11 protein-coding genes are annotated in these 11,701 nt (G+C 65.4%); 6 read left to right on the forward strand and 5 right to left on the reverse strand.

Annotation, left to right across the window (positions count from 1 at the left end; genetic code table 11):
• Positions 1–26: 26 nt before the first annotated feature.
• Entirely contained in the window at positions 27–671 is a 645-nt protein-coding gene (locus ABDB81_RS03235) for an alpha/beta hydrolase (protein ID WP_160471303.1), read from the reverse strand.
• Positions 672–774: 103 nt separating this feature from the next.
• Positions 775–1,095: an NAD(P)H-dependent oxidoreductase subunit E gene (locus ABDB81_RS03240; RefSeq protein WP_137925935.1), complete on the reverse strand. Its 321-nt coding sequence runs from the start codon at positions 1,093–1,095 to the stop codon at positions 775–777.
• 456 nt (positions 1,096–1,551) lie between these two features.
• Here ABDB81_RS03240 and ABDB81_RS03245 point away from each other — a divergent pair, with 456 nt between their 5' ends.
• The 3 genes from ABDB81_RS03245 to ABDB81_RS03255 all read left to right on the forward strand — a co-directional run bounded on the left by ABDB81_RS03245 (position 1,552) and on the right by ABDB81_RS03255 (position 6,325).
• Entirely contained in the window at positions 1,552–2,838 is a 1,287-nt protein-coding gene (locus ABDB81_RS03245) for a dicarboxylate/amino acid:cation symporter (protein ID WP_160471304.1), read from the forward strand.
• Positions 2,839–2,959: 121 nt separating this feature from the next.
• Complete coding sequence (locus tag ABDB81_RS03250) at positions 2,960–4,963, forward strand: sensor histidine kinase (protein WP_346809775.1); 2,004 nt, start codon at positions 2,960–2,962, stop codon at positions 4,961–4,963.
• A gap of 39 nt (positions 4,964–5,002) precedes the next feature.
• Entirely contained in the window at positions 5,003–6,325 is a 1,323-nt protein-coding gene (locus tag ABDB81_RS03255) for a sigma-54 dependent transcriptional regulator (protein WP_346810013.1), read from the forward strand.
• A 62-nt stretch (positions 6,326–6,387) separates the two neighbouring features.
• Here ABDB81_RS03255 and ABDB81_RS03260 read toward each other — a convergent pair whose 3' ends face one another.
• The 3 genes from ABDB81_RS03260 to ABDB81_RS03270 all read right to left on the reverse strand — a co-directional run bounded on the left by ABDB81_RS03260 (position 6,388) and on the right by ABDB81_RS03270 (position 10,025).
• On the reverse strand, positions 6,388–8,484 hold the full coding sequence (locus ABDB81_RS03260) for an ATP-dependent helicase (protein WP_346809777.1): 2,097 nt from the start codon (positions 8,482–8,484) through the stop codon (positions 6,388–6,390).
• Positions 8,485–8,931: 447 nt separating this feature from the next.
• Complete coding sequence (locus tag ABDB81_RS03265; protein WP_346809779.1) at positions 8,932–9,459, reverse strand: TlpA disulfide reductase family protein; 528 nt, start codon at positions 9,457–9,459, stop codon at positions 8,932–8,934.
• 110 nt (positions 9,460–9,569) lie between these two features.
• The gene (locus tag ABDB81_RS03270; protein ID WP_171020432.1) at positions 9,570–10,025 is read right to left on the reverse strand and encodes a thioredoxin fold domain-containing protein; all 456 of its coding nucleotides are present in this window, start codon (positions 10,023–10,025) and stop codon (positions 9,570–9,572) included.
• A 136-nt stretch (positions 10,026–10,161) separates the two neighbouring features.
• Between ABDB81_RS03270 and ABDB81_RS03275 the strand changes: the two genes are divergently transcribed.
• The 3 genes from ABDB81_RS03275 (at position 10,162) to ABDB81_RS03285 (ending at position 11,659) form a co-directional block, all read left to right on the forward strand.
• On the forward strand, positions 10,162–10,752 hold the full coding sequence (locus ABDB81_RS03275) for a hypothetical protein (RefSeq protein ID WP_249359453.1): 591 nt from the start codon (positions 10,162–10,164) through the stop codon (positions 10,750–10,752).
• Positions 10,753–10,788: 36 nt separating this feature from the next.
• Positions 10,789–11,430, forward strand: coding sequence for a LysE family transporter (locus tag ABDB81_RS03280; RefSeq protein WP_137925941.1), 642 nt, complete (start codon positions 10,789–10,791; stop codon positions 11,428–11,430).
• Positions 11,431–11,509: 79 nt separating this feature from the next.
• A complete protein-coding gene (locus tag ABDB81_RS03285) occupies positions 11,510–11,659 on the forward strand; it encodes a hypothetical protein (protein WP_160471311.1) in 150 nt (49 codons plus the stop codon).
• Positions 11,660–11,701: the final 42 nt, after the last annotated feature.

The following is an 11,701-nucleotide window of genomic DNA, read 5'->3' on the forward strand; positions in this document are numbered from 1 at the left end:
AAAGGTTGCTGCGCGGACGGGACGAATCACCGTACCCACGCGTTGACAACGAGCTGCTTGATCAGGTGCAGCTTGCGATGAAAGAAATGGTCGGCGCCGGGAATGACGATGACCGGCAGTTCCTGTGGCCGCGCCCAGTCCAGCACGCTGGCCAGTGCCACGGTCTCGTCCTGCTCGCCATGGATCACGATGGTGTCGGCCGGCACGGTAGCCACCTCCCAGCGGCTCGTGGCCGTGCCCACCAGCACCAGCCGCTGCGCGGGCGTACCCGCCTCGGCCAGGCGGCGCCCCACGTGCGTCTGCACGAAGCTGCCGAAGGAGAAACCGCCCAGCGCCAACGGCAGCGAAGCTGCGTCTGCGGACCACGCGGTCTGCGTGCGCATCCAGTCGATCACGGCCAACAGGTCGTCCTGCTCGCCGATGCCCTTGTCATGCTCGCCCTCGGTATTGCCCACGCCACGGAAGTTCGGACGCACCGTGGCATAGCCGAGCGCGACGAAGGTGCGCGCCAGCGTCTGCGCCACCTTGTTGTCCTTGGTGCCGGCAAACAGCGGATGCGGATGCGCCACGAGCGCCAGCCCGCGCACGGGTTCGTTCTGCGGCAGATCGATCGAGATATCGATGGCGCCGACGGGGCCGGCGATGGTGGTGACCTGGGTATGCGCGTTCATGGTGGCAGGGGCAGGGGGCTACGGATCTACGGAACGACTGGACGACAGGCAGCGGCACAACAAAAAACCGGGCTTTGGACCCGGCGCGGGCGCGTGGTGCGGATCAGTGATCCACCATCAGTCGTTCGACGGGGACGCCGTTGACCAGATGGCTGTCGATGATCTCGTCGATGTCCTGCTCGTCGACGAACGTGTACCAGACGGCCTCGGGGTAGACCACCAGCACCGGGCCGAGTTCACAACGGTTCAGGCAACCCGCCTTGTTGATGCGCACGCGGCCTTCGGCCCCGGCAATGCCCAGTTGCTTGCAGCGCTTCTTGGCGTACTCCTGCATGGCCTTGGCATTGTGGTCGGCACAGCAGGCCTTGCCGTCGTCGCGCTCGTTCAGGCAGAAGAAGACGTGGTGTTTGTAGTAGCTGCTCATGACGGCGAGCCGGCAATCGAGGCACCAGCGGCATGAGGCTGGCAGCCGCGCGCGGCGGAATCGGGAAAGGTCGGAATTATACGTGTTCGTGCCGGCGCATCCGCATGCGGACGGCGACCGGAATTCCGGAATCGACGATGTGCGCATGGCACCCGGGACCGGCATCTGCGCGTGGAAACCTGGCTTTCATGGAGATTTGATGCCCGATGCGCCACTTTTGGGGGCATCGACAGCATTGTCACTGTCCGAATCTCCGGAAGCCCCGATTCCGGAATTCCGGAACGCCGGAAAGGCTGCGCGGGCGTTGAAAAGGGTTTTCCTTTGAAATCAAGGGCTTGTGGATTCGCCGGGCGTTGGCATGGCCGTTGCAATTAGTTACAGCAGACGCGCCCGAGGCGCGCGACGTGGGCGCCTTCCGAGCGCCCGGCACCGGTCAAACACACCGAGGAAGACACCATGAGGAAACCCTTCTACAAGATCCTGTACGTCCAGGTTCTGTTCGCGATTGCCGTGGGCATCATGCTCGGCCATTTCGCGCCGCAGACCGGCGTGGAAATGAAGCCGCTCGGCGATGCCTTCATCAAGCTGATCAAGATGATCATCGGCCCGATCATTTTCTGTACCGTGGTGTCCGGCATTGCCGGCATGCGCGACATGAAGAAGGTGGGACGCGTAGGCGGCAAGGCGCTGCTCTACTTCGAAATCGTCTCCACGTTCGCGCTGCTGATCGGTCTGATCGCATCGCATGTGTTGAAGCCCGGCGTCGGCTTCAACATCGATCCGGCCACGCTGGACACCAAGTCGATCTCGCAGTACGTCTCGAAGGCGCACGGCCAGAGCACGGTCGAGTTCTTCATGCACATCATCCCGGACACGATCTTCAGCGCGTTCGCCAACGGCGACATCCTGCAGATCCTGCTGGTCTCGCTGTTCTTCGGTTCGGCGCTGGCCATCGTGGGTGACCGCGCGCGCGTGATCCACGAGATGGTGGATCAGGTGTCGAAGGTGTTCTTCCACATCGTCCATGTGATCACCAAGGTGGCACCGATCGGTGCTTTCGGTGCCATGGCATTCACCATCGGCAAGTACGGCCTGGGCTCGCTGGTGCCGCTGCTGAAGCTGATCGGCACGTTCTACTTCACGGCCATCGTGTTCGTGCTGGTGGTGCTGGGCACCGTGGCGCGCCTGACGGGCTTCTCGATCATCCGCTTCATCGCGTACATCAAGGAAGAGCTGCTGATCGTGCTGGGCACGAGCTCGTCTGAAGCCGCGCTGCCGCACCTGATGGAGAAGATGGAGAAGCTGGGCTGCTCGAAGTCCGTGGTGGGCCTGGTTGTGCCGACCGGTTACTCGTTCAATCTCGACGGCACCAACATCTACATGACGATGGCGGTGATCTTCATCGCGCAGGCCACCAATATCGAGCTGACGCTGCTGCAGCAACTGACGATCCTCGGTGTGGCCATGATCACGTCCAAGGGCGCCAGCGGCGTGACCGGCTCGGGCTTCATCACGCTGGCGGCCACGCTGGCCGTGGTGCCGACGATTCCGGTGGCGGGCATGGTGCTGATCCTTGGTATCGACCGCTTCATGAGCGAGTGCCGCGCGCTGACCAACATCGTCGGCAACGGCGTGGCCACCGTGGTGGTGTCTGCCTGGGAACGCGAACTCGACCGTGCGCGCCTGAACCGCGTGCTGCAGGGTGGCGACGATGACAGCGTCGCGCTCGCCGACGCCCGCTGACGTGACGCTGGCCGCGCCCCCCGGGGAGGCGGCCTCTCCCGCGGGCAGCGGGGAAGCCGGGCCGGGCGGCGGTCAGTCCGGCCAGCGGGTATCATCGGCGCGAGAGCTTCCGCGCCCATCGATGCCCCATTCCGACGACTTCCTCGCCGTGCACGACCCCACCGCCCCCGACGCACTGCACGCGCCGGAGAACGGCTCGCGCTGGTGGGGATTCGCCGTCGCGCTGCTGGCGGGGCTGCTGATCCTCTGCTCGCTGACGTGGCTGCTGTCGGTGCAGCGTGGCATTGCGGCGCTGCAACAGTCCACCGCCATGCGCGCGGATCGCTACGCCGCCACGCTCGAATCCACGCTCGACCGCTACGAATTCCTGCCAGCGCTGGTGTCGCTGCACCCCTCGGTGCGCGCATTGCTGGCCTCGCCGCAGGACCCCGCGCGCATTGCCGCGGTCAACGACTACCTTGTCGATGTCAATCGGCGCGCACGCGCCTCGGCCACCTATGTGATCGCCGCCAATGGCATTGCACTGGCGGCCAGCAACCACGGCGAGCCCGGCAGCTTCGTGGGCACCGACTACCGCTTCCGTCCGTACTTCCAACGCGCCGCGCGTGGCGAGATCGGGCGTTTCTACGCCATCGGCATCACCAGCGACGAACCGGGCTACTACATCGCCCAGCCGATCGAGGCAGGTGGCAAGTTCATCGGCGTTACGGTCGTGAAGCTGAACCTGGAGTGGTTCCAGCGCGCCGGATCGGGACGTGGCGAGCCGCTGCTGGTTTCCGACGATCATGGCGTGATCTTCCTCTCATCGGTGCCCGGATGGCAGTACCGCACGCTGCGTCCGCTGCCACGCGACCTGCAGGCGGAAATCGTCAACAGCCGCCAGTATCACGATGTGGATGTGCGCCCGTTGCCGCTGCAGCCGCTCGATTCGCCGGTCACGCGCTGGCTGGCCAATGCCACGCTGAGTGACGGCGAGCGCCTGGTGCGCGTGGGCAATGCCGAGCGCGGCGCGCCCGACGTGCCCGATGGCATGGACGGGGCCGGCATGCGCTTCGGACTCTCTGCGGACGGCGCGGACCGCTATCTCGAAATCAACCGCTCGGTGGGGCCGGCAGGCTGGAACATGCAGGTCATGGCGCCGCTCGACCCGGTGCTGGCCAGTGCGCGTGGCGCCACCATCGGCGCGGCGCTCGCCTATGCGTGCGTGTGCCTGCTGCTGGTGAACCTGCGCCAGCGCCGCCAGCGCGCGCGGGACATGCAGTACAGCCGACGCCTGCTCGAAGCGGCCTATGACGAACTGGAGCGTCGCGTGGAGGCGCGTACCGCCGACCTCATGGCCATCAACGAACAACTCGAAGGCGAAGTGGCCGAACGCACGCGCGCCGAGAGCGAACTGCGCGCCACGCAGGACGAACTCGTACAGGCCAGCAAGCTCGCGGCACTGGGACAGATGGCGGCCGGCATCACGCATGAACTGAACCAGCCGCTGGCGGCGCTGCGCACGTTCTCGGATAACACGCGCGTGCTGCTGGAGCGCGGGCAGCTCGACGCGGCCACAGGCAATCTCACGGCCATCGCCGGACTCACCGAGCGCATGGGCAAGATCACCAGCCAGCTCAAGCTGTTCGCAGGCAAGGCACGGCAGCGGCGCAATGCGGTGCAGGTCCGCGCGGCCATCGATCATGTGCTGCAACTGATTGCGCCCCGGCTCGGCACCACCACGCTGGCCGTGCATGGTCTGGAAGACTGCCCGGACCTCGGCGTCTGGGCCGATGAATTGAAGCTCGAACAAGTACTACTCAACCTCGTTGGCAACGCGCTCGACGCCATTGCTGGCGAAGGCCGGCCCGATGGTCACATCGACGTGACCGTGGAAGCGGCGGAAGAGCGCGTGCGCATTGCCGTGCGCGACAACGGCCCGGGCATCGCACCGGAAGCCTTGCCGCGCCTGTTCGAACCGTTTTTCACGACCAAGGAGATCGGCCAGGGGCTGGGTCTTGGACTCGCCATCTCGTCGTCGATCGTGCGGGAGTTCAGCGGTCAATTGACGGCCGGCAACCTGGCAGAGGGCGGGGCGGAGTTCGTAGTGACGCTGCGGCGGGCGCGGCAGCCGGTGGCCGCATGAGATCGACATGCGCATGACGAGGACAGGGACATGATGGCGATGCAAGACGGACTGCGCGTGCTGTTCGTGGAAGACGAACCCCTGGTGCGCCAGGCCACGGCGCAGAGCCTGGAACTGGCCGGGTTTGCGGTATTGGCGCTGCCATCGGCGGAAGCGGCCATGCCGCATCTGAGTGCGGATTTCCCCGGCGTCCTGGTGACCGATGTGCGGCTCGGTGGCACATCGGGACTCGACTTGCTCCAGCACAGCCGCAACGTGGCGCCCGGTGTGCCCGTGATCCTCGTCACCGGCCATGGCGATATCACGATGGCCGTGCAGGCCATGCGCGAAGGGGCGTACGACTTCATCGAGAAGCCATTCGGCGCCGACCGGTTGACCGAGACGGTACGCCGCGCACTGGAGCGCCGCGCGCTGGAACTCGAAAACCTCGCCCTGCGCCGCGAACTGGCAGGCCAGGCCGCCGGCACGCGCATCATCGGCCGCTCCCCCGCCATGGGGCAGGTGCGTGACCTGATTGCCAACGTGGCAGCGACCGATGTGCCGGTGATGATCAACGGCGAGACTGGTACGGGCAAGGAACTGGTGGCACGCAGCCTGCACGCGTTGTCAACGCGCCGCGATGCACCGTTCATCGCGCTGAATTGCGGCGCGGTGCCCGAAGCGATTTTCGAGTCCGAGATGTTCGGCCACGAGCCGGGCGCCTTCACGGGCGCGGGCAAGCGCCGCATCGGCAAGCTCGAACATGCATCGGGCGGTACGCTGTTCCTCGACGAGATCGAGAGCATGCCGCTGGCATTGCAGGTCAAGCTGTTGCGCGTGTTGCAGGAGGGCACGCTGGAGCGGCTGGGATCGAATGCATCGGTGCCGATCGACGTGCGCATCGTGGCCGCCGCCAAGGGCGACATGGAAGCGCTGGTGGCGCAAGGCGCCTTCCGGCAGGATCTGCTGTACCGGCTCAACGTGGTGACGATTCCGCTACCGCCGCTGCGCGATCGCCGCGAAGACATCGTGCCGCTGTTCGAGCATTTCACGCTGGTGGCGGCCGTGCGCTACCAGCGCCCCGCGCCGATCCTCTCGGAGTCGCAACGCCAGCAACTGATGCAGCGACCCTGGCCGGGCAATGTGCGCGAGCTGCGCAATGCCGCCGATCGCTTCGTGCTGGGTGTGCCCGAGGGCGGCTCCGCTGCAAAGGCGGAATCCGTCGATGACACCACACCGCTGCGCGAGCGTATGGAACGCTACGAACGCGCCGTGATCGCGGACACGCTCGCGCACACCGGTGGGGCCGTGAGCCAGGCGGCCGACCTGCTGCAGGTGGGCAAGGCCACGCTGTACGACAAGATCAAGCGCTACGGACTATAGCTCGACTACGCTTTCTTCCCCCCCCCCGCCCGTGAAGCGGAAGAGGGGAGGAAAGCCCCTCCCTACTTCCACATATTCCGCATCCGTCCCGCCAGATCCACCTGCGGCAGTGCGGGCTTGGCCGGTGCGTCGCCGGGCATCGGTGGGGGCGGCCACGAGCGGCTGTAGAAATTCGGCATTACGCGGTTTGGCAGGAAGCGCGTGCGCGATGCATAGACGTGGCGGTCACCGAAGCCTACCTGGTTATGCACGTAGAAGCGCTGTGGCACGATGACGTCGAGGTGATCGCGTGCGCGGGTCATCGCTACGTAAAGCAGGCGGCGTTCTTCCTCGATTTCCTCGGTGGTGCCCGTGGCGAGGTCCGATGGCATGCAGCCATCCACCGCATTGAGCACGTAGACTGCTTTCCACTCCTGACCCTTGGCCGAGTGGATTGTAGAGAGAATCAGATAGTCTTCGTCGCGTGACGGCACGCCGGATTCGTCGCTCGATGCGCTCGGGGGATCGAGCGTCAATTCAGTCAGAAAACGTTCGCGCGAGCCATACGTGGCTGCGATGCGCTCGATCTGCTGCAGGTCGGCCTGCCGCGCGGGCGCATCGTCATGCATGCGTTCCAGATGCGGCAGATACCACGCCACCACCTGCTCGAATTCCGAAGGCCACGGCGAGGTGGGCGCCATCAACGTGCGCGCCAGCGAGAGCAGGTCATCCCATGCAGGCGCGGCGGCGGGCGGTGCTTCGAACGCTTCGAGTGCGAGCAGCGGCTCGGTGGCGGCCTCCAGTCCTTCGAGCACGCGCGCAGCGGTCTTCGGCCCGACGCCGGGCAGTAACTGCAGCGTGCGGAAGCCGGCCATGCGATCGCGCGGATTTTCGAGCCAGCGCACCACGGCCATCACATCCTTGACGTGGGTCGATTCCAGAAACTTCAGGCCGCCGAATTTCACGAACGGGATGTTGCGGCGTGCGAGTTCGATCTCCACTTGCGCACTGTGATCGGCCGCGCGGAACAGCACGGCCTGCTGCATCAGCGCGAGCCCCGATTCGCGCCGTGCCAGCACCTGTTCCACGACGAAACGCGCCTGATCGGCCTCGTCGTTGACCACCACCACGCCGGGCTTCTCCGCCGATTCGCGCAGCGACCAGAGGTCCTTGGTGAAACGCTCGGCAGCGAGACCGATCACGGCATTGGCGGCGTGCAGGATCGGCTGCGTGGATCGATAGTTTTGCGACAGCGTGACCTGCTGCGCGGCGGGCGTGAACTGCGCGGGGAAGTCGAGGATGTTCCGCACGGTGGCGCCACGGAATGCGTAGATCGATTGCGCGTCGTCGCCGACGACGGTCAGACCACGGCCCTGCGGCTTGAGTGCCAGCAGGATCGACGCCTGCAGCGCGTTGGTGTCCTGGTACTCGTCGACGAGCACGTGATCGAAACGCGCGCCCATGTCTTGCGCGATGCTGGGCTCAGTCAAAGCCTGCGCCCAATAGAGCAGCAGATCGTCGTAGTCGAGCACCTGCTGCTTCTGCTTGGCCTCCACGTAGCCGGCGAAGAGCGTCTTCAGCGCATCGGCCCACATTGCATAGCGCGGAAACTGCGTTTTCAGCACCACTTCGAGCGGCAACTGCGTGTTGACCACGCGCGAGTAGATCGCCAGGCAAGTTTCCTTGCGCGGAAAGCGCGACGTCTGCTCGGACATGCCGAGATCGTGCCGCACCACATGCATCAGATCGGCCGCATCGCCGCGGTCGCTGATCGTGAACGTTGGGGCCAGCCCGAGTGTCTCGGCATATTCGCGCAACAGCCGTGCGCCGATGGCGTGGAACGTGCCCGACCACTGCAACGCGGCGCGTCCCGCCCCCGTCTGTGTGCCCAGCGCCTGATCGACGATCCGCTCGACCCTTCGCCCCATCTCGGCGGCGGCCCGCCGCGAGAACGTGAGCAGCAGGATGCGACGCGGATCGGCACCGCCCACCACCAGATGCGCCACGCGATGCGCCAGCGTATTGGTCTTGCCCGACCCTGCGCCAGCAATGATCAGCAACGGCGCATCACCGTCGTACTCCACGGCAGCACGCTGCTCCGGATTCAATCGGGCGAGATAGGCGGGGGCGTCAGATGCCGGATCGGCAACATCGGCGTCGGGGGCAAGATCCGGCAGCACGGGGGATGAGGGCAGGAATAAAAAAATCTGGCGCCCACTGTATATCCATACAGCTTGGGATGGCAAGGCTCGTGATCGCAAACGGCAGTCTGCTCCCCTCTCCCGCCTGCGGGAGAGGGGCCGGGGAGAGGGTAAGCGGTGCAATCACCACACGTCGCAATTTGGACGCCATGCCCTCACCCCCACCCCTCTCCCACAAAAGTGGGCGAGGGGAGCGCATAGCTAGTGGCGTTAGTCCTGTCTCACACGCCGGTTTGCTCCCCTCTCCCGCTTGCGGGAGAGGGGCCGGGGGAGAGGGCCAGCGGTACAAATTCAGACAAGTTGTACCAAATGCGGTCGAAGCACAGAACAAAAAAGGTGCCACATGGGCACCTTTAACTTGGTGAGGCCGTCCAGTATTCCATGCAAAACAAGCGATTCTGTCCAGAATATTGAACATCTGAAGAACTACGCCGCCCCCAGCGCCCCTTCCAGCAGCTTGTGCAGCGCATCCCACTCCGGCTCGCCGACATAGCGCTTGAGGATCTTGCCGTTCTTGTCCACGACAAAGGTGGTAGGTGTCAGTTGCACGTCGCCGAATGCCTTGGCGTTGGTGCCATCGGAATCCATTGCCACCTTGAACGGCAGCTCCCGCGTCTTGGCGTAGTTCGCTACGTACATGGGTGGGTCATAGTTCATGGCGACGGCCACGAAGTCGAGTCCCTTGTCCTTGAACTGCTTGTAGGTATCGATCATCTGCGGCATTTCCTTGACGCAGGTGACGCAGCTCGTGGCCCAGAAATTGACCAGGTACACCTTGCCCTTGAGGTCTCCGGTGCTGACCTTCTGACCGGACAGCAGCGTGAACGTGGCGTCGGGCACGCTGCTGGCGGGCGTCATGGCGCGATAGCCGAAGAAGCCGAGCAGTGCGATGACGATGACGGCGGCGGCGATGGGCCAGCGCTTGCGGGAAGTTGCGGGTGTAGTGGCGGACATGGATACAGCCTTTTGGAAATCAGCACGCGGCGGACTGCGGCTATTCTACTGCCGCGCGCGGATGTGGGGGCTGCGGCGCCTCAACCGGCCTGAATCGGCATCAGGTGACCTCATCGCGCTGCGGACCGCGCCGATACGCGCGCGCGTGCCTCGTCGAGCGCTTGCTCCAGGTATGCGCCGTAGAAATCGGCCTGCATGCCGCGCAGCGGATTGGCCAGATTGCGGCCCTGGCGGTCGAGGAACAGTACAGTCGGGGCCATCGAAATATTGCGGGCCTGCGCCCAACGCTTGGCCGTGGTCATCGTGCCGTCGACATCGCGAATCGGCGTATCGGCTGTCATGTCGATTTCCCGCGCGGCGATTTCCCCGGCGGCAAGCTGGGGGCCGAGGTAGTTGCGGCGCACAGTCTCGCAATAGGAGCAGCCCGGCAGCGTGACCAGCACGACGAGAGGTTCTCCGTCCCTGGCTGCGGCGGCCGATTGGGCCGCGATATCGGTGACGGGCGGCAGATGGGCCGCAGCGCTAGCCACGCCGATACCACCAGCCAGCAGCATAGTGCCAAGCATGGACCGGACGGCGGGGAGCAGGGGGCGAACTGGCATAGGGGGCCTCACAAAATGCGACGCCGGCGACAGGCAGGGGATGCGTGGCCGCGCGGCTTCCCGGATAATAGCGGCTTGCGCCAGAATGCGCCGCCCCCCAATGCCCGCACCCGCACACATCCGCCCCCGGAAGTCCTTCCTGCTGTTGTTCACCCTGCTCTGGCTTGTGCTGGCGGGCTGCTCGCCGCGTTACGACTGGCGCACGATTGTGTCCAACGATGGCAAGTACGCCGCGATGTATCCCGCCAAGCCGACCAACGCCGCACGTGATGTCTCCATCGCGGGGCGCAAGCTGCCCATGACGATGGAAGCCGCGAATATCGGCGGCACACTGTTTGCCGTTGGCGTGGTGACGCTTCCGGTTGACGATCCGGCATTGCGGCGCGAGGCCATCGATGCCATGCAGGCGGGACTGGTAGCCAACCTCGGCGCGCATCCCGATACGCCAGCGCGCGCGAGGCAGGTGACCGTCATGTCGGCTACGCAACCGCCAGTGCCGCTGGAGGGCATCGAGGTTTCAGTGGCTGGCGTCTCGCCGCAGGACCAGTCGCCGCGCCGGCTGACCGCGCGGCTCGTGGCAACCGGAATACACGCTTATCAGGCCGTGGTGCTCGAAGCCGGCGATGCCGCGAGAGATACGCGCCAGGCCGAGCAGGTCGAACAGTTCCTCACGGGCTTTCATCCGTTCTAGATTCGTTTCGTCGTCGTATCCATCAGGGAGTGCAGTATGCGTTGGGAAGTTTGGTTGGCCTATTTTGCGGCGTGCTGGGTGATCGCTGTGTCGCCGGGTTCCGGTGCCGTACTGTCGATGAGCCACGGCCTGTCCTACGGACTGCGCAAGACGTCGACCACGATCCTCGGTCTGCAGACCGGGCTGGTCATCATCCTGCTGATTGCCGGGGGCGGACTCGGCGCGCTGCTGCTGGCATCGGAAGATGCATTCCTCGTCGTGAAGACGATTGGCGCGATGTACTTGATCTATCTGGGCGTGCAGCAGTGGCGCTCGAAGGTGGAGACCGATGCCGAGGCAGCGCCGGGCGCGGTGCGCGTGGCCGTGATGAGCCGTCGTCGCCGCTTTGCCACGGGCCTGCTGACGAACGTGACCAACCCCAAGGGCATCATCTTCATGGTGGCAGTGCTGCCGCAGTTCATCGACCCGGCCCACGCGCTGGGGCCGCAACTCGCGATCCTGGCCGCCACGATGTGCTTTGTCGATCTGATCGTGATGCATGGCTACGCGCTGCTGGCGTCGCGGATGCAGGGCCTGTTCCGCAACGCGCGCGCCGTGCGCTGGCAGAACCGCTTCTTCGGCAGCGTGCTGATGGCCGTGGGCGCCGCGCTGTTCTTCGTCCGGCGCCATCACGCCTGAGCGGCCACCTAGCCCGGGGTGGCACATCGCGTCCGGGTTTGCTTCAATGGGAGTGACCCCGTTCACCATGGAGACCCCGATGCTCATCGCCCGCGCCCAGACCATTCCGATGGGCCGCTACCATGCGCACCGCGAACCCGGCCCCGGCGATCCGCCGCCACCCGGCTTCCCACCCGACCAGGATCCGATCGAGGAACCGCCGCCGCCTCCGCTGGAGCCGCCGGTCTGAAGCGAGAAGGCCCGCCGAATGTTGGCGGGCTTTTTCGTTGGC

It is taken from the genome of Cupriavidus sp. DL-D2 (assembly GCF_039710735.1).
In the GTDB taxonomy this organism is placed as follows: Bacteria; Pseudomonadota; Gammaproteobacteria; order Burkholderiales; family Burkholderiaceae; genus Cupriavidus.

Coding starts and splice junctions, on each gene's coding strand:
- ABDB81_RS03235 (WP_160471303.1), bottom strand. CDS start 671: ATGAACGCGCATACCCAGGTCACCACCATCGCCGGCCCCGTCGGCGCC.
- ABDB81_RS03240 (WP_137925935.1), bottom strand. CDS start 1,095: ATGAGCAGCTACTACAAACACCACGTCTTCTTCTGCCTGAACGAGCGC.
- ABDB81_RS03245 (WP_160471304.1), top strand. CDS start 1,552: ATGAGGAAACCCTTCTACAAGATCCTGTACGTCCAGGTTCTGTTCGCG.
- ABDB81_RS03250 (WP_346809775.1), top strand. CDS start 2,960: ATGCCCCATTCCGACGACTTCCTCGCCGTGCACGACCCCACCGCCCCC.
- ABDB81_RS03255 (WP_346810013.1), top strand. CDS start 5,003: ATGCAAGACGGACTGCGCGTGCTGTTCGTGGAAGACGAACCCCTGGTG.
- ABDB81_RS03265 (WP_346809779.1), bottom strand. CDS start 9,459: ATGTCCGCCACTACACCCGCAACTTCCCGCAAGCGCTGGCCCATCGCC.
- ABDB81_RS03270 (WP_171020432.1), bottom strand. CDS start 10,025: ATGCTTGGCACTATGCTGCTGGCTGGTGGTATCGGCGTGGCTAGCGCT.
- ABDB81_RS03275 (WP_249359453.1), top strand. CDS start 10,162: ATGCCCGCACCCGCACACATCCGCCCCCGGAAGTCCTTCCTGCTGTTG.
- ABDB81_RS03280 (WP_137925941.1), top strand. CDS start 10,789: ATGCGTTGGGAAGTTTGGTTGGCCTATTTTGCGGCGTGCTGGGTGATC.
- ABDB81_RS03285 (WP_160471311.1), top strand. CDS start 11,510: ATGCTCATCGCCCGCGCCCAGACCATTCCGATGGGCCGCTACCATGCG.